We start from the raw sequence: 23215 nt of genomic DNA, 5'->3' as shown, positions 1-23215 counted from the left end.
CCTCATTTAGGTGACAGTGCCGCCTGGCATTATTTCGCGCAGCGGTTAACTGCGCAGAGATAAGCGTAGCCTATGATTGAGATTAAAAGGTGCTTAAGCGAACAAATCGGAAAATTTACGTAACGGTACTGTTTAAAGCGCAGCGGGAATTAAATCTGAAAATATAGGCTATGATTTTTCAGGGTACTCAGTGATTTATCTGCGTACCCGTTTGCTACCAGGGCATTTAGTCTTTTGTATTCAGAGAGTAAATGGTTTTAAGGAACGCGAATCGCTTGATGTCGTCCATTCCCCGTGCGGGGCTTAACGAGGCAATAGAATGGAATCCACAACGTTGGAAAAATCCTGGGGTGCTGAAATCCTTGCTGACGGCAGCGTGCGGTTTCGCCTTTGGGCACCCGGTCAGCAGCAAATTACCCTTCACGCCGATGGTCAGCAGCATGCCATGCAGCCGCAGCAGGATGGCTGGTTCAGCCTGACGCTGCGCGGACCTGGTCACGGCAGCGCATATCACTACGAGCTGGCCGATGGCAGCACGGTACCCGATCCGGCCGCGCGGGCACAACGCGCCGATGTCAACGGCCCTTCTCTGGTTATCGACCCACAGCATTACGCCTGGCAGCAGCGTGACTGGCAGGGACGGCCCTGGCACGAAACGGTGGTCTACGAGCTGCACATCGGCACCTTTACCGCCGAAGGCACCTTCCGCGCGGCTATCGCAAAACTCCCCGCGCTGGCCGACCTCGGTATCACCATGATCGAAGTGCTGCCGGTATCGCAGTTTGGCGGCACGCGCGGCTGGGGCTATGACGGCGTTCTGCTGTATGCGCCGCACTCGGCGTATGGCTCACCGGATGATTTCAAAGCCTTTGTCGATGCCGCGCACGCATTGGGACTGTCGGTGGTGCTGGATATTGTGCTCAACCACTTTGGTCCGGAGGGCAATTACCTGCCGCTACTGGCACCGGCCTTTTTCCACGAAGAGCGCATGACGCCGTGGGGCGCCGGGATTGCGTACGATGTCGACGCCGCGCGGCGTTATATCGTCGAAGCGCCGCTCTACTGGCTGAAGGAGTTTAACCTCGACGGCCTGCGCTTCGATGCCATCGACCAGATTGAGGATACGTCCAGCAAGCATGTGCTGATTGAGATTGCCGAACGCATTCGCAGCGAAATCCACTCCCGCCCGATCCATCTCACCACTGAAGACAGCCGCAACGTGATCTTCCTGCATCCGCGCGATGCGGACGGTAACGCGCCACTGTTCAGCGGTGAATGGAACGACGATTTTCATAATGCCATTCATGTCTTTGCCACCGGCGAGACGCATGCGTATTACCAGGATTTCGCCGACGTACCGGAGAAATTAATCGCGCGCATTCTCACGGAGGGCTTTGCTTATCAGGGCGAGCTGTCGCCACAGAGTGGCCAGCGGCGCGGCGTACCCAGCGCAGGCCAGCCGCCGGTCGCGTTTGTCGATTTCATCCAGAACCACGATCAGGTGGGCAATCGCGCCCAGGGCGAACGCCTGATTAGCCTGGCCGGTGTCGATCGCACCAAAGTGCTGCTCGCCACCCTGCTACTGTCACCGCATATTCCGCTGCTGTTTATGGGCGAAGAGTACGGTGAAACCAACCCGTTCCTGTTCTTTACCGATTTCCACGGCGATCTGGCGAAAGCGGTGCGTGAAGGACGGGCGCGCGAATTTACCGGTCACGCCGGTCATGACGATACGGTACCGGATCCCAATGCTGAAGAGACCTTCACGCGTTCGAAACTGGACTGGAGCAAAGTGGAAAATCCCGCAGGCCAGGCGTGGCTGACGCTCACGCGCCAGCTACTGGCGTTGCGCCAGCAGCACATCGTGCCGCTGCTGCCGGATGCACGCCAGCACAACGGCCAGGTGCTGCGCACCGCACCGGGCTTTGTCGCCGTTAGCTGGCAGTTCCCGCAGGGACAGCTGTCACTGGCGCTGAATATTGGACAGCAGAGCCAGCCGCTGCCCGCTATGCCCGGCGAGACGCTCTTTGCGTGGCCACAGGAAAGCGGCGAACTGCCGCAGCACTCTCTCATCGTGCGTCTGGCAAAAGGAGCAGCGCAATGAGCATTCCAACCGCGACTTACCGCATCCAGTTCCGTAACGGCATGACCTTTGACCGCGCAGCGCAGCTGGTGCCCTATCTGCAGCAGCTGGGCATCAGCCATCTCTATGCCTCGCCGATCTTTACCGCCACGCGAGACTCGACGCACGGCTATGACGTCACCGATGCCAATGAGATTGACCCGGCGATTGGCGGACGCGCCGGTTTTGACCGCCTCAGCGCGGCGCTGCAGCAGGCCGGGATTGGCCTGATCCTCGATATTGTGCCTAACCACATGGCAGCGTCGCTGCAAAATGCCTGGTGGCGCGATGTGATTGAACACGGGGAAGCCAGCCGCTACGCGCGCTACTTTGATATCGACTGGTCGCGCAGGCTGACGCTGCCGTTCCTTGGCGATGATTTTGACCGCGTGCTGGCCAATGATGAACTCAGCATCAAGGCCGATCCGCACAGCGGCAATCCGGCGCTGGTCTATTACGACAGTTACTACCCGCTGACGCCCGCCAGCTGGCAGCAGCGTAAAGACGAGGTGCTGGCGTTGCGCGATCGCGCGGCCATCGCGGAACTGCATGCGCAACAGCCGTGGCAGCTAATGAACTGGCGTGAGGCGCGCAGCGCGCTCTCCTACCGCCGCTTCTTTGAAATTACCGGGCTGGTCGGCATGCGCGTCGAAGATGAAGAGGTGTTCGCGGCTTCGCATCGCCTGATTCTTGAACTGGTACACAGCGGTGTGGTGAGCGGGCTGCGCGTCGATCACGTTGACGGGCTGGCTGATCCGCTCGGCTATCTGCAACAGCTGCGTCAGGCCGCGGGCGACGCGTGCTATATCACGGTGGAGAAGATTCTCGCAGACGGTGAGCAACTGCCCGCCGACTGGCCAGTGTCCGGCACCACCGGTTACGAGTTTATCGCCGCGCTATCGCATGCGCTGATTGATGATAATCAGATCGATATGCTGCATCTGGCCTATGAAGCGGTATCCGCCGAACGTAACGACGTGGCGGCTGGCCTGCGTGCGGCACGTGAACTGATGGTTGATCGCAACTTTGCCGGGGAATTCAGCCGCCTGCTGGCGCTGGCTACCGAGGCAGCCGATCTGGTGCATCGCAATTTCAGCGAGGCTGAGCTGCACGTGGCGCTGCGCGAACTGCTGATCGCCTTCCCGGTGTATCGCACCTACGGCCGCAAAGCCGGTATGCCGCTGGAAGGCGAAGCGTTGCTATTACAGGTGCTGGAGCAGGTTAAACACAGCGCCTCGCCTGCGGCGCTGAGCTTTTTGCAGGCATTACTGCTGGGGGCGATCACTGAACAGGGCGAGCAGGATGCGGCGGAATTCCGCGCCCGCTTCCAGCAGCTGACCGGCCCGCTGATGGCGAAATCGGTCGAAGACACGCTGTTTTTCCGCAATCACGTAGCGCTGGCGATCAACGAAGTGGGTGCCGAACCACTGCCACACGCGTTTTCGCTCGAACGCTTCCACAGCGAAATGCAAACCCGACTGCAGCATCAGCCGGATGGGCTGTCCGGCACCTCCACGCACGACACCAAGCGCGGCGAAGATGCGCGCGCGCGGCTGTATACCCTGAGCGAAGCGCCGGCGCTGTGGGCGGAAAACGTCACGCGCTGGCGGCAGATGAATCAACCACACGTAGTCGCGCTGGCGGACGGACCGGCGCCCGAACCGCCGGTCGAGTGGATGCTGTATCAGGCGCTGGCCGGCGTCTGGCCCACCACGCTGCAGCCGGAGGACACAGCGGCACTCGACGCGCTGCGCGATCGCTTTTTACCGTTTGTAGAAAAAGCCCTGCGCGAGGCGAAGTTACGCACCGACTGGGCGGACAGCAACGAAGCTTATGAAAATGCCGTGCTGGAGTATGCCCGCCAGCTGCTGTCACCCACCAATCCGGCGTTCCTGCAGGACTTCAGCCACGCACTACAGCCGTTTATCCGTGCCGGACTGGTTAACAGCCTGAGCCAGACGGTGATCAAACTGACCGCGCCGGGCGTGCCGGATATCTATCAGGGCTGCGAAGCGCTGGATTTCAGCCTGGTCGATCCGGATAACCGACGCGAGCCGGATTTCGCTCAGCTGACGGCGCAGTTGGATGTCCACGCCGCGCCGGATTTCGCCAGCCAGCAGGACTGGCTGAGCGGCCGGCTGAAGCAGCAGATGGTTGCGCGCCTGCTGCATCTGCGCCGCGACCATGCGCAACTGTTCCGCTTCGGTGATTATCAACCGCTCAGTGCATCGGGCGAACATGCGGAAAAAGTGATCGCCTTTGCCCGTCAGGACAGCGACTACGCGCTGCTGGTGATTACGCCACGACTGATTTTCAATGGTGCACAGTGGAGTCATACCCGACTGGCACTGCCGGAATCGCTGGCGCATCGCCACTATCGCAATGTGCTGACCGGCGAGACCGTAGTGATTAATGACGATGTTACGCTGGACAATGTGAGCTATAGCGCGCCGCTGGTGCTGATTAGCCAGTAGCGTCCCCGATAAACCTTTTGTTTTACATGACTATCTATTCACTGGATGGAGAGGATTGAATGTCTAACGGTAAACCTTTAGAAATCACCGCTGGATCGGGGCACCAGCTCGGCGCCAACTTTGATGGGGACGGCGTCAATTTTGCGCTGTTTTCAGCACACGCGGAACGGGTCGAACTCTGTCTGTACGATGAGAGCGGTCAGCATGAAATTGCCCGCTTCGATCTGCCGGAATATACCCACGAAATCTGGCACGGCTACGTGCCCGGGCTGAAACCCGGCGCGCTGTATGGCTATCGCGTTCACGGACCCTTCGATCCGGAAAACGGTCACCGTTTTAACCCAAGTAAATTACTGATTGATCCCTACGCCCGCGAGCTGCAGGGCAACATCGACTGGAATGAAGCGCACTTCGCTTACGATTTATTGCACGAAGATAAAGATCTGACGCTGGATACCCGTGACAGCGCGCCGTTTACCCCCAAGTGTCGGGTAATTGATACCAATGAGTTTGACTGGCAGGACCATAACCGCCCCAGCATTCCGTGGTCCAGCACGGTGATTTATGAAACCCACGTCAAAGGTTTCACCCAGCTTAATCCGGCCATTCCGGCAGAGATGCGCGGCACCTATGACGGCATGAGCCACAAATCTACCGTCGATTACATCAAAAGCCTTGGCGTGACCTCAGTGGAATTGCTGCCGGTGCACTGGTTCCCGGACGATCAGCATCTGCTGGATCGCGGACTGAAAAACTTCTGGGGCTATAACTCGCTGGCCTTTTTCGCGCCTGCCAGCCGCTATTTTGGCCCGCGCGGTATTCAGGGCTTTCGCGATATGGTGCGTGCTTTCCACGATGCCGGCATCGAAGTGATTCTCGACGTGGTGTATAACCACACCGCAGAAGGCAACGAACTGGGGCCGACGCTGTCGTTTAAAGGGATTGATAACTTCTCTTATTACCGCACGCTGCCAGATCAGCACCGTTATTACATCAACGATACCGGCACTGGCAACACGGTGAATACCTCCCATCCGCGCGTGCTGCAGCTGGTGACGGATTCGCTGCGCTACTGGGCAGAATCGATGCATATCGACGGTTTTCGCTTCGACCTCGGCACCATTCTCGGCCGCGAGCCGGAAGGATTCGATCAGCGTGGCGGCTTCTTTGATGCCATGACGCAGGATCCGGTGCTGTCTAAGCTGAAGCTGATCGGCGAACCCTGGGACATCGGCCCAGGTGGCTACCAGGTGGGTGGTTTCCCGCCCGGCTGGGCTGAGTGGAACGACAAATATCGCGACACGGTACGTGAGTACTGGAAAGGCGACAACGTCTCAACCGACTTTGCCGCGCGCCTGCTCGGCTCCGGTGATCTCTACGATCAACGCGGCCGCCGCCCGTGGGCCAGCGTCAATTTCATCACCGCGCACGATGGCTTTACGCTGAACGATCTGGTCTCGTACAACGACAAGCATAACGATGCCAACGGGGAAGATAACAACGACGGCCACAACGATAACCGTTCGTACAATTACGGTGCCGAAGGCCCCACCGACGACGAAGGCATCAACGCGGTGCGCGAGCGGCAGAAGCGTAACTTCCTCGCCACGCTGTTTTTCTCTCACGGCACACCGATGCTGCTGGCGGGCGATGAGTTTGGCCGCAGCCAGATGGGCAACAACAACGGCTATTGCCAGGATAGCGAGATTTCCTGGCTGCACTGGGAAGATCTGCCGGCTTCCGCTGATGCGTTACGCGATTTCACCCGTCAAATCATCGCACTGCGCGCGCAGCAGCCGCTGCTGCGACGTGAAAGCTGGCGCGACGGCATGGAGATCAAATGGTTTAACGCCGGCGGCGGTTTTCAGCAGGCGGAACAGTGGGACGAGGGCTCGACGCTCGGCGTGTACATCGGGCGTCCGGATCTGCAAACCGAAGAGGGTATCTGGCACGATGTGCTGATGCTGTTCAATCCGTTTGAAGGCAATGTGCCGTTCCGCATCCCGCAGTTTGGCGAAGGCGGCTGGGTGCTGGAGCTGACCACCTCCGACAGCGCCAGTAAGGGATTGGTGATTACCAAAGAGAAGGATTTCGAGCTGGAGGGCCGCAGCCTGGCGCTGTTCCGCCGGCCGTGAGTTGTGCGCGGGGTGCCGGTTTCCAGGTGCGCATGAATGCGCACCCTACGGAAACAACGGGACATGCACTCCCCGTTTCCAGGTGCGCATGAATGCGCACCCTACGGAAACAACGGGACATGCACTCCCCGTTTCCAGGTGCGCATGAATGCGCACCCTGCGGAAACAACGGGACATGCACTGTAGGGTCGCCGTTCACGGCGACCGGCTCCACTGTTAACCCGCCAGACTCTTCTGCTACCCGGCACTAAAATTTCATTAACTAAAAACCACAATCTGCCGATGTTCTTTAATCTGCCCTTGTACCCGCCGCGTCAGGCGTCGGGGTGCGTTTAGATTAAGGATAATAAGATGAACATCTCCCAACGATTGTTACTGACCTTTACCATGCTGTTTGGCGCCATCATTCTGCAAGCCGTGCTCGCCATCTCACTGCTTTCCGGCTTCCAGGAGCGCTTTGAATATGTGCAAACCAATGCCATCCCCTCGATCAAAGACCTCAACACGTTAATTGATCGCAGCAATCAGCTGGCGCTGACGCTCTACAAACATCAGACCCAGCTGCAGGACAGCAACATGCCTGCGGTTGAAGCGGACATTGATAAACAGATCGGCGGCCTGAAATCGCTCACCGATTACTACCTGACTCACAACCTCTCCAGTGACGAAGATAAGCGCCTGACCGAGCTGGCCTTTGCCAATATTCAGCGCGTGAGCGAGCGGCTGCCGGCGTTTCTCACTGCCTCGCGCGCGCATCAAAACGCCATCAGCCTTGATCTGATCGAGGGGCAGAACGGCATTGGTGCCGCCATTCGCCAGCTGGTCACCAATTACCAGCAGCAGCTGATGCTGAATATTTCTATCGGCGATGAGTTACGCGCCACCAACCTCAGCACCTTCCATGAAGTGCTGTGGACCACCATTACCGGCGTGATAGCCACAGTGATTATTTTTGGCCTGTTCGCCCTGTTCACCGTGCTGCGCATTCGTCGCAGTCTGTCCGATGTCGGCAAAGTCATGATGCGCGCCAGCGAAAATCTCGACCTGACGCTGAGCGCCGACGAAAGCCGTCGCGATGAGGTGGGCACCATGGCGCACTCTTTCAATCAGCTGATGCGCAGCGTCGCCAGTTCGTTAAGCGCCGTGCGCAGCGCCTCACATTCGGTGGGCAGCGCGTCAGTGGAGATCGCCGCCGGTAACGAAGACCTCTCTGCGCGTACCGAGCAGCAGGCTGCTTCGCTGGAGCAGACCGCGGCCAGCATGACTGAACTGAGTGAAACCGTACGTCAGACCGCCGATAACACGCGTCAGGCCAGCCAGCTGGCGGCTAACGCCAGTTCGCTGTCGGAAAAAAGTGGTACCTCGCTCAGCACCATGCTCTCGACCATGGATGACATTCGTGGCAGCTCGCGCAAGGTCACGGACATTGTTTCGATGATCGAAGGTATCGCTTTCCAGACCAATATTCTGGCGCTCAACGCCGCAGTCGAAGCCGCACGCGCCGGTGAGCACGGCAAGGGCTTTGCGGTGGTGGCCGGCGAAGTACGCAGCCTGTCTCAGCGCTCCACTTCCGCCGCACGCGAAATTAAGGGACTGATTGAAGAGTCGCATCGACTGACCGAAGCCGGGGCCGCCCAGGCCAGCGACGTCAGCAGCAATATGCAGGTAATGAATGACGCTATCCATCAGGTCAGCGAACTGATGAGCGAAATCGCCGCGGCCGCGGTTGAGCAGAGTCAGGGCATCAGCCAGGTGCAGCAGGCGGTGAATCAGATGGATGATGTGACGCAGCAGAACGCCGCGCTGGTGGAGCAGGCCTCAGCCGCGTCGCAATCGCTGCAGGAGCAGGCCCAGACGCTCAACCAGCTGGTGACCCGCTTCGTGCTGACGGAATCCGGCGCAACGCAGGTCATCAAGCCTGCGCCGGCGAGCCACAAAGCGCCACAGCCGGGACGCCTGGCACTGGCCAGCGATGCCGACTGGCAGAGTTTCTAATCCCTTTGCCCTCCGCGTCGTCGCGCGGAGGGGCTTTCTCCCACTGACGAATTTTCCCCGGCGCGCTGACGCGAGCGACATTGCCTCAACGAGCGCCAGCAAAACTGCTATTCTGTGAACCATGCTAACGGTCATCAGCAACGAAAGCGTTTTACCTCCGCATGCCCGCCGCTCCCTAAAGGAACCTTATGCACCCTCAGCAACAGACACGCGGTAAATGGGCCATCTTTGGCCTGATGTTTATTCCTGGCTTTACCTGGGCTTCCTGGGTTAGCCGCACCCCCTTTATGCGCGATGTGCTGCACGCCTCGACGGAAATGATGGGCCTGATTCTGTTTGGCTTCTCCTGTGGCTCCATGCTGGGCGTGCTGCTGGCCGGTAAGCTGGTCGCGCACTTTGGCATCAGCCGGGTGATGCGCACGGGTTACCTGATCCTGCTCGGTGGCCTGGTGCTGATGACCGTTGCGTTAACGCTCGCCAGTAGCGGGCTGGTGTTTACCAGTCTGGTGTTGCTGGGCGGCGGAACCGCGCTGATGGATGTGGTGGTTAATGTCGAAGGGGCGGCGTTTGAGCGGCGCATCGGCAAGTCAATCATGACGATCATTCACGGCTTCTTCAGTTTCGGCACGCTGATCGGCGCACTGGCGGGGCTGGCCATGACCGCAGCCGATATCAGCACCCACTGGCACTTTAGCGTGGTGCTGCTGGTTAACCTGCTGATTGCCGCCCTGGCGCTGCGCCATCTGCCCGCCACCAGCGACAGCGAACGCAGCGAACAGCCGCATCATGGCGGCTTTCTGGCCCAGGTTGGACGTGAACTGCGTGACCGCCAGCTGCTGGTGCTCGGCGTGGTGATTCTGGCGATGGCGCTGGCGGAAGGCTCAGCTAACGACTGGCTGCCGTTACTGATGATCGACGGTCATAACCTCAATCATACCCAAAGCACGCTGGTCTACGCGGGCTTCACCGCTGGCATGACGCTGGGGCGCTTTCTCGGCGGGCTGGTGGTTGATCGTCTGGGCCGTGTCTGGGTACTGCGCGCCAGCGCATTCTCCGCCGCGCTGGGACTGACGCTGGTGATTTTCTCCGATAACCCATGGCTGGCGGCGGCGGCCGTGCTGTTCTGGGGCGTCGGCGCGTCGCTCGGCTTCCCGCTAACGGTCTCGGCGGCGGGCGATGGCCATAACAGCGCGGTGCGCGTCACGATTGCCGCCACGCTGGGCTATCTGGCGTTTCTGGTCGGCCCGCCCGGACTGGGCTTTATCGGCGAACATGCCGGATTGCGCATGGCGATGCTGCCGGTACTGATCATGGTACTGCTGGCGCTGTTGTGCGCCGGTGCGGCTGGCCGCCCGCGTCAGTCAAAAACACCGGCTGAACAATAAATCTCAGGGCACGCGCCAGCTGCCCTGCCAGCCATCCGCAGTGGCCTCGAATCGCGCGCGCTGATGGGGCTCGCGGCTGACATCCAGCCACTCTACGCTGAGCAAGGTGATCTGCACCAGCGCGAAGTGCTCGTCGGGCGCGGTGCCCGCTTTTTGCGCGCTGGCAGGCAGTGCGTCATCAGGATGAGCAATCACGCTGCCCGGCCTGACCGGTGACTGAAACAACGCGTGCGAATGTGGGCGCAATGCATGCCAGGCTGCGGCACGCTGTTGTGCATCGTCAACGCGCTGAGCCGTGCCTGCCAGCCTGAGCTGAACGCGCCTGGCGGCATCATAAGCCAGTAACGCCACCTGCGGCTGGGCTGCAATATCCTGCATTTTGGCGCTGCGCCGATCGGCGGTAAAACGCAGGGCCGGCAGCGCGGGCAAAAACTGCCGTATCACCACGGTGCGCAGGCTGGGCTGGCCGTCAGCGGCCACCGTTGCCAGCTGCATCAGGGTGAAAGCCGAACGCGATGTGGTGGCTGTGCTAAGCAGCTGCCAGATGGCTTGCAGGCGGTCGTCGAGCGAGATCATGATTCCCTTCCTTAGCGGGCGTGAAGCGGGTTGCTGCCCGCACGTTTCAGCGCCGACAGTGCCAGCGCGCTGAGCAGTAACCCAATGACGATCAGCAGCGCGTAGCTTAGCCACTGCAGCAGCAGAATGCCCAGCACGCCGCCAGCGAGAAATGCCAGCACGGTGTAGCAATGCAGTTTTAGCCGCTCAATGTACAGCGGCGCGTCTTTCGGTGACTCTTTGCGACGCAGCACGTCGAACAGCATCGCCAGCTCAATGCCGATATCGGTTGACGTGCCGGAAACGTGCGTCGTGCGCACGCGGGCATTGGAGATGCGCGTTACCACCGCATTTTGCAGGCCCATCAGAAAGCTCAGGCTGAGAATCAGTAACACGCCGCCCTCGCTGAAATGAAAGCCGCTTTCAACAATCCCCAGCACCAGCAACGCAATGCCCTCCAGCAGAATATTGATGGCGTAGATGCCGCGTATCTGCCGCCTGCGGCCGGAATTGATGATCAGCGTGGAGACCGACGAACCGGCGATGAATAACAGCACAATCAGCAGGAAGAACAGCCCGATATGCAGATTGGCTTTCGCCAGATGATCGGACAGGGATGAGACGTTACCGGTCATGTTGGCGGAGAAGAAACCAACCGTTTCGAACGCCGCAGTGTTCAGTGCGCCCGCCACGGCGGCCAGCGTCGCCGCCAGGCGGATGTCGGTGTTGAAAGTGCGCGTATCCTCAGTGGAGATCAGCATGAAAAGGTCCCGGCCCGGCAAAAGGTTTATCATCCTCCGGCAGTCAAAAATTCTCAACTATCAGGGCTGAACATTAACGCGGTTCGCTGTCGATCAGCGCACGCCTGGCCAGGCGTTTGGGCAGGATTTGACCCTGTCACCGATAAGCCGGATAATTTGGAAACGATTCATTCTAAATAGCCCGCATTATGACCAGTAAACCCAATCCGGCGCCGGCTGCCAGAGAGCGCGGCAGACCGCGCAATTTTGATATCGACGAAGCGCTCGACAGCGCCATGATCGTGTTCCGCCAGAAGGGTTTTCATGCGGCCTCGATTGCCGATTTAGGTGAAGCGATGAACCTGACGGCGGGCAGTATTTATAAAGCGTTTCAGGATAAACGTTCCCTGTTTCTGCGGGTGTTTGAGCGCTACATCCTGCTGCGAAATGTGGACCTGCGCGCCCGTTTGCAACAGTACCCGACCGGTCGGGCGCGCATTGCTGAGCTGTTGCAGTTTTATCTCGACTCAGCCAGCGAGATCGAGGGCAGACGCGGCTGCCTGGTGGTTGGCAGTACCGTGGAACTGCAAACGCTGGATGAAGAGTTATCCCAGCTGGTGCGTGAAGCGGTATTACGCAACCGCAACTTCCTGACTTCGCTGGTTGAACAGGGACAAGAGGACGGATCGATTTCGCCACGACTGGATGCCGACACCGCTGCCGGATTGCTGCTTTGCGTGGCATTTGGTATGCGCGTGGTAGGCAAAATTCAGGATGTGACTAATGGCAAAGAAACCATTAATATGGTGCTCAGCATTCTGGACTGATTCGTCTGGCCTATTAGGAAATAGGCGTTTCCTAATTAATATTCGCCGCGATAACGTTTTAAACCCTGGAATCGCGCGCTTAATAATATTTATCAGGCAGTAACATATTACGTAGATTTATGTTTATTTGTTCCGGGGGTTGAGTGAAGCACGATGAATTAGAAGATGCCGATGAGATCTATCTTTTATTGGGCAAAGTCGTCACACAGATTGTACAACCGGGTGAAACCTTATCTGTTCAGCAAATAATTGGCGCGCTGTATCGCACGGGCTTGCGCTCGGAGAATCCGGCCATCCAGCAGGCCTGCGATAATGCGATCAGGCTGCTGGCCAAAAAGCTGAATTAACGCACTGCTATCAGGGTAATGATGATGCGATACGATCCTTTTCATAATAATTCTGAAGATGCATTACCATGGACTGGTGGATCGCTGCAGGCAAAGCAGCATGAGTTACTTGGCACGCTGGTGCAGGAAATTTTGTGTAGCGGCAAGTTGCTGAACCGAAAAACCCTGTTTGTCGCGCTAATAGCACGTCTCGACCAGTGCGACGATGTGATATTGAAAACGCATTATGAGGCTATTTTTTCTCTGCTGCTTGGTCGCCTGGCCGCTGAGTAATATCGCAACGCTATCCTGCCTTCCCAATATACGCGGCGAAACACATTAGCCGCGCCTGGTAATTTCCTCCTCATCAATTGCACGCTAAACCGCATTAATTGTGCAAAGAAAGCGAGTCAGGTCAGACCAGAATCCGGATTTTGTTCTACGCTTATAGCTGGACTTCAGACCAATCAGGGAAATTACTATGAAGAAACTGACTGTAGCGGCTGTGTTATTGACATCGATTTTTGCCATCGCCGGCTGTTCATCGAATCAGGCGATTAAAACCACCGACGGACGCACTATCGTCACCGATGGTAAGCCACAGGTGGATAGTGATACTGGCCTGGTCTCTTATAAAGATGCGCAAACCGGTAAAACAGAACAGATTAACCGTGACCAGATCACCAATATGAGTGAACTGAACAACTGATCTACTCGATAGGGAGAGCGACATGAAAAAAGTGATTTTGTTACCACTGGCAGCCATTGTGGCACTGAGCGCCCTGACCGGCTGTACCCGTACCAGCTACGCCATTCATACCAATGATGGCCGTACCATTGTCAGCGATGGTAAACCGCAGGAAGCGGAAAGCGGACTGCTGGGCTACGTTGATGCCAATGGTGTCAAACAGCAGATCAACAAAGCGGATGTCAAAGAAGTCTCTGAGATTCCGCATTAATCGGTTCTTATCAAGCCCGCGCAGCGGGCTTTTTTGTGCCAGAACTTTGTGATTGAACCCATACGCAGGGCCGTCGTAAGAGAGCAATCCGGTCCATCGCGGCACCTTTGGTCAGGGACGCACGACGGTGAGTTTAAACGGCCCGCTGTTTTTCGCAGCATGCGCGACTGAATCATTCACTCTCTCAAGCGGAAACTCGGTTACGTCATAGTGGCTGAGATCAAGCAGTCCCGCGCGTATAAGGCCGCAGAGCGTATGGACTGCCGAAGGTTCATACATCCACTGCCCTTTTAAGGTAATGAGGTTACGCATTATCCAGGGATAAGGTAGCGAAAGATCGTCCCCTCCCAGCATGCCAACACCGCCCATAAGGACTGCACGACCATAAGGTCTGACTGACATAATCGCATTCCGGGCGACAGAGGCCTGCGCAGACGGCGGAAGGAAATCAAGGACCGCATCAATGGGTCCCCCGGCCATGTGCTTCATGGCAGCAATATCGATCTCTGCTGTACCTGTGAGCTTTACTGTTTCCACACGCGATCCAAAACGTTTTTTCAAATCGTTCAGCACCCGTTCATTACGGCCCGGTGCGATGACTTTATGAGCTCCCATGGCCAGGGCAGCAAGCACAGCGGAACTGCCGAAATTACCGGTTGCGCCACTAACCAGCAGGCGCTCTCCCGCTTTCAAATCCATAGATAACAATCCGCCATAGGCTATAAGCAGCGTATTGATGGCACACCACCGCCCCGCTTCTGCAGGCGATATGTCGCCAATGGGCACCGCGTTTTCAGTCGGAATGCGTATTTGTTCAGCAAGACTGCCATTCAGGTGATATTGCTGGATTTTTTGTCCTCCTTCACCACGGGCACTCCATCCCTGAAGGACAATTTCTGGCGACAGCGCGTTGTCACGGGAACGCACCGTCGGATCGCAGAATACCCAGTCTCCTGGTTTCAGCCAGGCTGCGTCAGGGCCGGTCTGGCGAACCTTTCCGATGGCACCACAGCCCGGGATGACCGGCACAGGTAAAAGATATTTTCTCTCCCCACTCAGTACTTCATTCGTGTAGGAAAGAACGGGCGCCGCAACCACATCGACAATGACTTCCCCGGTTCCCATCACCGGTGCAGGCACATTCTTAACGTCTAGCGGACGGCCAAAGGCAGTAAGCACAGCAGCTTTCATGGTCATATTCTCCTGAGGGCATAGAACAATATGAAACCATCATAGGGCGACCAAAAACGGCGTAAAATACACTAGTTTTATACAGGTATAATTTACTACCAGGTTCAAAAAATGGTTAAGAATACTGAGCTCAGTCAGTTTTTACGTTCACGACGTGCCAGGGTGAAGCCTGAGCGTCCCCCCTCTGCCAGGCCAGAAAGACGGCGAACGCCCGGACTAAGGCGTGAGGAAGTTGCAGCGATGCTGGGAATAAGTACGGAATGGTATACCAAAATCGAACAGGGACGGGTCAGCACGCTTTCCGAACGGATAGTTAACGCCCTGGGTAAAGCTCTGCAGCTGAATAAGGCAGAATTTCTGCACCTGAAAACACTGACAGGCCGGAAAAAAAGTGCAGATATCGAACATGAAGTCCCGGCTAGCTTATCGCATCTGGTCAGGGCGCTGAATGAGCCTGCCTACATCACCAATCACAGATGGGATGTATTGGTGTGGAATTCTGCAGCAGAACAGGTCATCACGGACTTCAGCCTTTTGGCTGCAAATGAGCGAAATATCATGGTTTTCATGTTCACTACAGAGGAGGCCAGATACCTTTTTGGCGACACCTGGCCTGCAGAGGCACAGAGAATGCTCGGCCTGTTTCATTCCAGTTATTCACGAAATGCAGACGATGAGACCTTCACTGCGCTGGCAGAACGCTTAAGCCGTGAATGTCCGGAGTTTGATACATGGTGGAGCGAGCATGTGATAACGGCGCCGGTGTCCGGAGAGAAAAAACTCACAGGGAAGGACGGGATAACGCGGACATACTGCTATTCAACGTTTACGTCAAATGACTCCCCTGCACTCAAACTGGCAATTTATGTCCCGTTGTTATCTGCATCGGGCAGCAAGGTTATATGACATCATGATTCCGCCGGAGCAGTGTTAACGGGGTTTAGCTGAGTCTGCCGTAGCCTATAAAGAGCGATCTAACCTGCCGCTGATCCATGACGAAGTGGAGCGGCAGCAGCGTGAAGAAATATGTTATTACCTCCAGGAGCGCCGACATTATCTGGGGTATGTCGACTGCTGGACTGCACACGTTTTACATACATAACCCATCTGCTATTCAGTACAGGTGACAGGCTGTTTCATATTGCGTCCCGCAGGCTACCAGCGTGGTGTAGAAAACCATGAAGTCAGCCAGTCTGTTAATGCACTGATTTTTGCCGACTGCAACTGGCTTGAAGGTTTCATTAACCAGACACCATCCTCGCCTGTTGCCTGCCAGTCCGACAGCACTGGCACCAGTGAACCCTCAGCCAGTTCTTTCTGTACCAGCCAGTTGGCCGCGAGTAATATCTCCATACCCGATTGAGCGGCCAGTATAAGCCCATCCATTTCGTCACTCTCGTAACGCGTCTTAACAGGTACCCCTATCTGTTGACCGTCTTTCTCGAGTCGCCATTCGGGCCAGCTGTGCATGGGTGTGAAACCCAGGCAATCATGCTTACGAAGGTCCTGAGGGTGTGTTACAGGGGAATGGCGCTCCAGGTAATCCGGCGCGACACCTAAAATGCGACTTGTATTTGCCAGCTTTCGGGCAATTAATCTGCTGTCCTTCAGAACACCAATACGTATTGCCATATCAAAATTATCACCCAGTAAATCTACGTAGCGATCGCTGCAGTGCAGCACAATACGGATGTCAGGATAGGCTTTCAAAAAGAATGGTAAGGCCTGTACGACCCACTTTCGTCCGAATGAGGCTGGAACGGTAAGGCGAATCGTCCCGGCCGGACGCGCTGCCAAATCACGGGCTTCCTCTTCCGCTTCCCGCAGCAGTTCATCTGCCAATTCAATTTTTTGCCGATAGCGTAAGCCCTCTTCTGTGGGACGTATGCGGCGGGTGGTGCGTTCCAGCAGGCGAATTCCCAGACGTTTTTCTAAAGCAGCTACACGCCGGGAAACGACGGAGACATCTCTTCCCAAATCGCGCGCACCAGCACTAAAGCTGCCAGCGCGCACTACCGCAAGAAAAGCTTCCCGCTGACGATAATCGTCATCATGCATTATTGCACCTCATGCAACAGTTATTTGTTTTTCAGGCTCATTATAGCGTCAGTTCTGCCTCAAAATGGTCGTATTAATTGAACCGGGGGACACCATGAAAGCTATCCACTTATCCGCTGCAGGAATAGACGGCTTAAAAATATGTGATATTTCACGACCACAACCAGGGTATGGCGAAGTGCTGATTCGTCAGCATGCTGTGAGTCTGAATTACCTTGATTTGGCGCTGGCCACTGGTAAATTCGGCGCTGTTTCGCAGCCGGTTATTCCTGGTGCAGACAGCGCGGGAGAAATTGTTGAGTCTGGAGAGGGAGTTGAAGGCTGGCAAATTGGCGAACGTGTGGTACCGGGTATGATGTCTCACTGGCATGCTGGAGCAATACGATCCGAACATCATCAAACATTACGCGGAGTTACAACCAACGGTGGGCTGGCAGAATACGCTGTAGTGCCTGCTGAATCACTGGTGCGTATCCCCGATTTTCTCAACTGGCAGCAGGCAGCGACGTTACCCATTGCCGCAACGACCGCATGGAACGCTATAGTGCGCGGTAAAATACAGCCCGGCAGCACTGTTTTACTGCTTGGCACGGGAGGTGTTAGTCTGTTTGCATTGCAATATGCGAAGGCAGCAGGTGCGCGGGTAATCATCATTTCCTCTTCTTATGAAAAACTGGACAGAGTGAAAGCCCTGGGAGCGGATGAAGGAATTAACTATCACGAGGTGCCCGAATGGGATCAACGGGTGCTTAAGCTGACTGAGGGGCATGGCGCTGATCTCGTACTGGAATCAGTGGGCGGCTCAACATTTGCGAAATCGATTAACGCAGCAGCTCATAACGGAACTATTTTCGTTATTGGCTTTGTTGGTGGTGCTGAAGTCAGCATGCCTGTTCTGCCCGTAATGCAAAAGATGTTGAATATTGTGGGTAACAATACGGGTTCGACTTCAGATTTGCGCGCGGCGGTCAGGGCGATTCATACCTCCACGATTTATCCCGTAATTGATCGTATTTTCACTTTTGCCGATACACGGAAAGCTTATCGCTACCTTGAGGCTGCCGGACATATCGGGAAAGTGGTTATTAGTCTGGATGCATAACGCTGAATCAGCCGGGAGTTCATCATGGGGCCTGATACCGGCTGATTACTCCTGTCCAGTAATGATGGACATTCTTTTCCAGGAAACGGAGCCCGCTGCGCAAAAGTGCTAAATGAAACGCTGGCATAAGAGTGCAGGATTCATTTTTTTACTAAGAAGTATTGATAGTCCGATTTTCCATCAGGTGATAAGGTCAGGTTTTCCGGGAATTCTTAAACAGGATTGAGCGTGAGTATTTCAGAGAAATATGAGTGGCATAAAGATAACTACCTGATAATTACAGACAGAAAAAAACTGGATGTGCAGGCTATCCATCTCTATCTCACGAAGTCAACCTGGGCTAAAGGGATTGATCTGGCTCTTGTCCGTGCATCCGTTGAAAACAGCCTTAATTTCGGTGTTTATCACGATGACGCCCAGATTGGTTTCGCGCGCTTAATAACAGATTACGCTACGTTTGCTTACCTATGTGATGTTTATATCCTGGAGGAATATCAGGGAGAAGGGTTGGGTAGATGGGTGATGCAATGCATACATGATCATCCTGTTTTTGAGCGGCTTCGCAGGATCATGTTGTTTACAACCACAGCGCCCTGGCTCTATGAAAAGTTTGGCTACGAGCCTGTTAATCGGGAAAACTATGCATGGAGTATCACACGTCCTGATATCTATACCAGAAGATAAAATCAAATATAACAAGTATTTCTCAATGCCCGGGCACAATTCCTTTGAGAGTACAACATCCGCTTCTGGCACGGAGCTTCCTCTGATGCCCAGGGGCTGAGGAGAGCGAGGAGCGGACGTTGAGGGCTTATTACCTGAGGGGATATTAAAATCAATTTCGCATTCTGCAAAACGCCTTTAGGCACAAAAAATATAAGATTTTGAGACATAATTAGAGGTGGAAGACAGCATCAACATCTTTATTTAACTCTCTTGTGTATTGCTGCGTGCTCATGTTGCGCTGCGGCGGTCAGGGTTATCCAGTCACGGAATCGACGACTTATCTTCTGCAATATAGCTGACTCGTCATACACCAGATAATACGCAATCGGCGAATTAACCTCTACTTGCAGTGGGTTAATTAATAAACCACTTTCCAGTTCTTCAGTTACTAGGGCACTGCGTACGAGGGCGATACCTTTACCCGCGATTGCAGCTTCAATCACGCCGTTAGAATCGATGAAAACAGGACCGGTGTCAGTATTCACATCTTCAATACCCAGAGCCCGGAACCAGACGGCCCAGTCCAGCCGGTGCTCATCGTGCAGCAGCGTGTAATTTGCCATATCGCCCGGCGATGAAAGATCGTATTCTCTGGTTATTAAGCGGGGACTACAAACCGGGAGAAGTTTGTCATTCACCAGACACTCAGACTCCAGTCCGGGATAGTTACCAGCGCCGTGACGGATAGCAAAATCAATCCCTTCAGACAATAAATCAACCTGCCTGTTGGTTGTACTGATTTGCACTTCCACACCCGGGTTGGCTTTTTCAAATGCAGGTAGCCGTGGCAGCAACCATTGAATGGCAAAACCACTTGTGCAACTGACCGTTACTTTGTTGGCCTTTCCCTCATTCATTAAGCGTTGTGTTGCTTCTGCTATCTGGATAAAAGCGGGTCTTATCGCCCTCAGATAGATGCGCCCCTCGGTTGTCAGCTCGAGACGGCGAGGACAACGTATAAACAACCGGATATTCGTCATGTTTTCCAGTTTTGCAATCTGCTGGCTGACCGCGCTGGATGTCACACATAACTCTTCGGCGGCAGCTTTCATGCTCATCAGCCTTGCCGCAGACTCAAAACACATAAGCGCATGTAAAGGTGGCATTTTCATCGGATACACAGTTCCATGAGTTAGGAAATCTTAAGTATAAACAAAAATCTTGTTTGTCAGCACGTCTGACATGTTTCACAGTTTCGCTGTTACTTCCATTTAAATAAAAAGGAACTGTTATGCGTATTGCTGACTATTTTCGGTTATTGCTGCTTGCCGCTATCTGGGGGGCGAGCTTTCTTTTTATGCGCATAGCCGTGCCACAGTTCGGTGCCATTAATACTGCTTTTTTGCGAGTGTTTTTAGGTTTCACGGGCCTCGCTATTATTTTGTTTATGTTTAAATCTTCTTTTGATTTTAAAGATAAGTTCAAGCCTTCAGTCATACTTGGCGTGATAAACTCTGGATTGCCTTTTCTCATGTATTGCCTTGCGGCCAGGTGGTTGCCTGCCGGGTATTCCGCTATTATGAATGCAACAACCCCTTTGATGGGAGCGCTCATCGGGTTTTCATGTTTTTCCGAGAAATTAACATTTAGAAAATGGGCAGGCATGTTCCTGGGACTTGTCGGCATCATAGTGATAACCACCATCGGTGAAGCACAGTCATCGGATAAACAAATTATCGGTGTTATTGCCTGCCTCATCGCTACCAGTTGCTATGGGGTTTCCAGTTTTTTGACACGTAGCTGGATTACAGACAAAGGTGGACTCGATCCTAAAATCGTTGCTTTCGGCAGTCAAATGGGAGCATCTATTTTTTTACTGCCCTTTTTCATATGGAGTACCAGCGTTGGGCCTGCCGTTAACTGGCTACAGCAAGAGCCATGGATTAGTGTCATTGCTGTGGGGGTGATCTGTACTGCGTTAGCGTACATATTATATTTTCGACTGATTGCCGATATCGGACCGTTACGCTCCTTAACCGTGACATTCTTAATTCCTCCGCTTGGCGTACTGTGGGGATACCTGGTACTGAACGAAACCATTAACAATGGTTTCATTATCGGTGCGATAACTATAGGGATAGCTGTCTGGATGGTTGTGAGTCCGGAAAAAAATCAATAAGCTGCAAATTGTGATTAGTCAACCTAAGGGGTTTCATAACCGGAACCCCTTATAAGTTGATAAAAAAAACAGTTGCCTGCATCATTTCTTATAACGGGATTAACTAATGATGGTCCGCTTCTGGCACAAAACGGAGATTCAGCATGCATTTTTACAAAGTACCAACATCCCAATGGTCAGTATGTGAAAGCATGTAACCCTTCACTCGTACCGTATTTATAAGCCCCATACTCCACACCTGTTTTTTTGAGAATACTTACTTAACCCAGTGCTGACGCGGATATGAGCATTCCCGCACTTTCTGGGCATAAACAGAGAAAAGGTAGGATATGGCACGATTTATATGGCTGTAACCGGCTACGCCGGGCGTACGGCGCCGTCCAGCTTCACACCTGAACGCTCTGCATGCCTTAAAAATAAGGTAAAAGATCGTTCATATGGAGGAAACCTATTTTTCAAGAGGCTCAATCAGGAGTGATGATACGGGGAGATTGTCATTCAGCTACCGTATTTTTATTGTGGGAGTTGCGATCGGCTTCAGGGCTCTGGTCGATATTTATTGCCCTGGCTAACTCCTCCATTGCCCGTGTTGCTGACCGGAGTCGGTCATCACCCATCTTGATGGACAACTTATCTTTAGCTGATTTCCATACAGGCAAGGCATCTGCCATGAGCTGGTATCCGGAATCCGTCAGATTTAGCCGCTTTCCTGCGCGGCCGCGTCCACCTTCGGAACGGACTAAACCTCTCAATTCCAGGTTCTGAACATTTCGGCTCAGAGTTGTCGCATCAACACCCGCGCTGACCGCAAGATCAACTATTGTGGCGCCCTCGAAAGCGCCAATTCCAACCAGCAGGCTGAATTGCTCGGCGGTGAGACCGAGCGATTTGAAACAGACATTGTAGTAGCGCGTGACTGCGCGCGCCGTGGCACGAGCCTGAAATCCCGGACATTCTGCTGCTACATCCCTGAAATATTTTGGATCAAAACCGCTCATGAGGTACCTCTTGAAATCCCGTTCAACGAATAATACTGTATATGCATTATTTAACAACTGGAGAAGCATCATGCCAGCATACGTGCATATCAATCTGCGTGTTATCGACCCTGACAGGCAGTCTAAACTCGCACCCCGGTTTCAGGCAGCTCTGAAAGAAGCCGGCGGGCGAATTCTGCATTTTGGCACCGTCTCGGAGGTTCTTGAAGGCGATGAGGTGCCTCTGCCATTAGCTGGCGTATTTGAGTTTCCAACCCTTAACCAGGCGTTAGCCTTCTACAACTCTGAAAAATACGCCCCCATCAAGGCCGAACGCCGGGAAGCTCAGGAAGCACGGATGTTCATTGTCGAAACCGACTGAGATCCTTTACTGGAATAAAGACAGATTCTTTTGAGTCCATCCTGTGCCTCATAAGGCTTTGCCAGGAAACCAAAAATATCCTGCGCAGAGCCTGTTTATGATGAAGACAAAACCTGCATCCCTGGGCAGGCTGTAAAAATAAGATTCATATAAATCAGTCGTTAAATGCAACTCTTGATTCCAGATCACAAAAACTGTTGCTGTTTTCAGTACGCCATAACACCGGTGAACCCGTTTTTGCATCAGTGCGCCGATGGTTACCATTTCAGGTTTGCCTCTGAGACACATTTCCTTGTAGATATTACGCATCCGTTTATTGTTAATTTTCCGCACAGGGCAGACATGCAGAGCTTTGCTCTGAGCTGATGCGGCCGATTTAAGATATGCGTGGCCGTCCCCGAACGTTTTTCAAGAGGCACCACGCCCGCAAAGCCGCAGCCTGATCTGCTGATTCAACGTTATGGCTGCGCAGCACAACCAGCATGTGCATCCCAGTGGGGCCCGACAGATTTAATCGAGGTCAGCAGCGCACAATCTCGTTTCTGGACTGGGCTCGCCTGAATGTCCGCTTTAACCTGCCGTTCAATCTTTCTTAATTTTTCATGGAGCAGCTGCGCCATTCTGATGCATGAACTGATGACGTCTGCAGGCGTGTCAGTAGACTGATATTTTTCGAGCCGGTTTTCCCCCCGCATAGCGTCAGCCAGCAGCACATCCCAGCAATACCGACTGGAAACATGATTTCACTCCTCTCACATAGTTTCTGAGCTGCAGAACCTGATGGCTTCATTTGTTGCCCCCCTGGTGAAAGACGTTCTGATTTCCGCAATGAGCGGAAAGCGGAGTGCTGCAGAGTCTGAAAAACTCATATTTGATTGAAGATCATTCATCTGAAATCCGGCATTCCATGGGAATACCGAATCTCAGTTAACTTTTGATGGTTGTATACTCAGACCGGGCGTTCTTTTGGTGTTAGCAGTGAATGAGCAGGAAAATCACTGTAGCCCCGCTCACCTCCGCCAAAGAAAGCGTCACGGTTGTACGCAGCGAGAGGAAAAGCGTTTCTTATACGCTCTGGCAGGTCCGGATTGGAGGTAAAGAGACGACCAAAAGCAATCAAGTCGGCCTCACCTTTTTGCAGC

The 23215-nt window shown here is 54.3% G+C and carries 22 protein-coding genes and 2 pseudogenes; 16 read left to right on the top strand and 8 right to left on the bottom strand.

The window, feature by feature from the left end; translation table 11 throughout:
• The first annotated feature begins 319 nt into the window (after positions 1–319).
• From treZ to H7K56_RS09590, 5 genes are all read left to right on the top strand, one after another.
• Complete coding sequence (gene treZ, locus H7K56_RS09610) at positions 320–2104, top strand: malto-oligosyltrehalose trehalohydrolase (RefSeq protein ID WP_058770502.1); 1785 nt, start codon at positions 320–322, stop codon at positions 2102–2104.
• Positions 2101–4596, top strand: coding sequence for a malto-oligosyltrehalose synthase (treY, locus tag H7K56_RS09605; protein ID WP_150360190.1), 2496 nt, complete (start codon positions 2101–2103; stop codon positions 4594–4596). The genes treZ and treY overlap by 4 nt, the downstream gene beginning before the upstream one ends.
• A 59-nt stretch (positions 4597–4655) precedes the next feature.
• A complete protein-coding gene (gene glgX / locus H7K56_RS09600) occupies positions 4656–6731 on the top strand; it encodes a glycogen debranching protein GlgX (RefSeq protein WP_104093542.1) in 2076 nt (691 codons plus the stop codon).
• 351 nt (positions 6732–7082) lie between these two features.
• Positions 7083–8726 (top strand): methyl-accepting chemotaxis protein, encoded by a 1644-nt coding sequence (locus tag H7K56_RS09595; protein WP_150360189.1) that lies wholly within the window; start codon positions 7083–7085, stop codon positions 8724–8726.
• A 188-nt stretch (positions 8727–8914) separates the two neighbouring features.
• The gene (locus tag H7K56_RS09590; RefSeq protein ID WP_150360188.1) at positions 8915–10111 is read left to right on the top strand and encodes an MFS transporter; all 1197 of its coding nucleotides are present in this window, start codon (positions 8915–8917) and stop codon (positions 10109–10111) included.
• Between the two features lie 3 nt (positions 10112–10114).
• Here H7K56_RS09590 and H7K56_RS09585 read toward each other — a convergent pair whose 3' ends face one another.
• Entirely contained in the window at positions 10115–10687 is a 573-nt protein-coding gene (locus tag H7K56_RS09585) for a pyridoxamine 5'-phosphate oxidase family protein (protein WP_150360187.1), read from the bottom strand.
• Between the two features lie 11 nt (positions 10688–10698).
• On the bottom strand, positions 10699–11427 hold the full coding sequence (locus H7K56_RS09580; protein WP_010615793.1) for a YoaK family protein: 729 nt from the start codon (positions 11425–11427) through the stop codon (positions 10699–10701).
• Between the two features lie 188 nt (positions 11428–11615).
• Between H7K56_RS09580 and H7K56_RS09575 the strand changes: the two genes are divergently transcribed.
• The 5 genes from H7K56_RS09575 to H7K56_RS09555 all read left to right on the top strand — a co-directional run bounded on the left by H7K56_RS09575 (position 11616) and on the right by H7K56_RS09555 (position 13518).
• Positions 11616–12233 (top strand): TetR/AcrR family transcriptional regulator, encoded by a 618-nt coding sequence (locus H7K56_RS09575; RefSeq protein ID WP_058770495.1) that lies wholly within the window; start codon positions 11616–11618, stop codon positions 12231–12233.
• Positions 12234–12376: 143 nt separating this feature from the next.
• Entirely contained in the window at positions 12377–12580 is a 204-nt protein-coding gene (locus H7K56_RS09570; protein WP_021508701.1) for a hypothetical protein, read from the top strand.
• Positions 12581–12598: 18 nt separating this feature from the next.
• On the top strand, positions 12599–12853 hold the full coding sequence (locus tag H7K56_RS09565) for a biofilm development regulator YmgB/AriR family protein (RefSeq protein WP_125310694.1): 255 nt from the start codon (positions 12599–12601) through the stop codon (positions 12851–12853).
• Between the two features lie 187 nt (positions 12854–13040).
• On the top strand, positions 13041–13268 hold the full coding sequence (locus tag H7K56_RS09560) for a YgdI/YgdR family lipoprotein (protein WP_021508703.1): 228 nt from the start codon (positions 13041–13043) through the stop codon (positions 13266–13268).
• Between the two features lie 22 nt (positions 13269–13290).
• Positions 13291–13518 (top strand): YgdI/YgdR family lipoprotein, encoded by a 228-nt coding sequence (locus H7K56_RS09555; RefSeq protein ID WP_021508704.1) that lies wholly within the window; start codon positions 13291–13293, stop codon positions 13516–13518.
• 111 nt (positions 13519–13629) lie between these two features.
• Here the strand turns inward: H7K56_RS09555 and H7K56_RS09550 are convergent, their stop codons facing one another.
• Positions 13630–14709: a zinc-binding dehydrogenase gene (locus tag H7K56_RS09550; RefSeq protein WP_150360186.1), complete on the bottom strand. Its 1080-nt coding sequence runs from the start codon at positions 14707–14709 to the stop codon at positions 13630–13632.
• Positions 14710–14820: 111 nt separating this feature from the next.
• Between H7K56_RS09550 and H7K56_RS09545 the strand changes: the two genes are divergently transcribed.
• Positions 14821–15615, top strand: coding sequence for a helix-turn-helix transcriptional regulator (locus H7K56_RS09545; RefSeq protein ID WP_150360185.1), 795 nt, complete (start codon positions 14821–14823; stop codon positions 15613–15615).
• A 46-nt stretch (positions 15616–15661) separates the two neighbouring features.
• Positions 15662–15811 (top strand): annotated as a pseudogene (locus H7K56_RS09540) (hypothetical protein); the annotation flags it as partial.
• A 53-nt stretch (positions 15812–15864) separates the two neighbouring features.
• Here H7K56_RS09540 and H7K56_RS09535 read toward each other — a convergent pair.
• The gene (locus H7K56_RS09535; protein WP_150360184.1) at positions 15865–16767 is read right to left on the bottom strand and encodes a LysR family transcriptional regulator; all 903 of its coding nucleotides are present in this window, start codon (positions 16765–16767) and stop codon (positions 15865–15867) included.
• Between the two features lie 94 nt (positions 16768–16861).
• On the opposite strand from H7K56_RS09535, the gene H7K56_RS09530 reads away from it, so the two are divergent.
• Positions 16862–17869, top strand: coding sequence for a zinc-dependent alcohol dehydrogenase family protein (locus tag H7K56_RS09530; RefSeq protein ID WP_150360183.1), 1008 nt, complete (start codon positions 16862–16864; stop codon positions 17867–17869).
• 228 nt (positions 17870–18097) lie between these two features.
• Positions 18098–18553, top strand: a complete 456-nt coding sequence (locus H7K56_RS09525; RefSeq protein ID WP_150360182.1) for a GNAT family N-acetyltransferase — start codon at positions 18098–18100, stop codon at positions 18551–18553.
• 239 nt (positions 18554–18792) lie between these two features.
• On the opposite strand, the gene gcvA is transcribed toward H7K56_RS09525, so the two are convergent.
• Positions 18793–19707 (bottom strand): transcriptional regulator GcvA, encoded by a 915-nt coding sequence (gcvA, locus tag H7K56_RS09520; RefSeq protein ID WP_150360181.1) that lies wholly within the window; start codon positions 19705–19707, stop codon positions 18793–18795.
• 119 nt (positions 19708–19826) lie between these two features.
• Between gcvA and H7K56_RS09515 the strand changes: the two genes are divergently transcribed.
• Positions 19827–20714, top strand: coding sequence for a DMT family transporter (locus H7K56_RS09515; RefSeq protein ID WP_150360180.1), 888 nt, complete (start codon positions 19827–19829; stop codon positions 20712–20714).
• Positions 20715–21208: 494 nt separating this feature from the next.
• Here the strand turns inward: H7K56_RS09515 and H7K56_RS09510 are convergent, their stop codons facing one another.
• Positions 21209–21712: a MarR family winged helix-turn-helix transcriptional regulator gene (locus H7K56_RS09510; RefSeq protein ID WP_150360179.1), complete on the bottom strand. Its 504-nt coding sequence runs from the start codon at positions 21710–21712 to the stop codon at positions 21209–21211.
• 70 nt (positions 21713–21782) lie between these two features.
• Between H7K56_RS09510 and H7K56_RS09505 the strand changes: the two genes are divergently transcribed.
• Positions 21783–22073: a DUF1330 domain-containing protein gene (locus H7K56_RS09505; protein WP_088517520.1), complete on the top strand. Its 291-nt coding sequence runs from the start codon at positions 21783–21785 to the stop codon at positions 22071–22073.
• A 189-nt stretch (positions 22074–22262) separates the two neighbouring features.
• Here H7K56_RS09505 and H7K56_RS23580 read toward each other — a convergent pair.
• Both H7K56_RS23580 and H7K56_RS23525 read right to left on the bottom strand, forming a co-directional pair.
• Positions 22263–22789, bottom strand: a pseudogene (locus H7K56_RS23580) (transposase); the annotation flags it as partial.
• A 233-nt stretch (positions 22790–23022) separates the two neighbouring features.
• Entirely contained in the window at positions 23023–23214 is a 192-nt protein-coding gene (locus tag H7K56_RS23525) for a hypothetical protein (protein WP_369974298.1), read from the bottom strand.
• Position 23215 lies beyond the last annotated feature (1 nt).

The organism is Pantoea dispersa (assembly GCF_014155765.1).
GTDB classification, from domain to species: domain Bacteria; phylum Pseudomonadota; class Gammaproteobacteria; order Enterobacterales; family Enterobacteriaceae; genus Pantoea; species Pantoea dispersa.
This window is presented reverse-complemented; position numbering and strand designations above follow the sequence as displayed.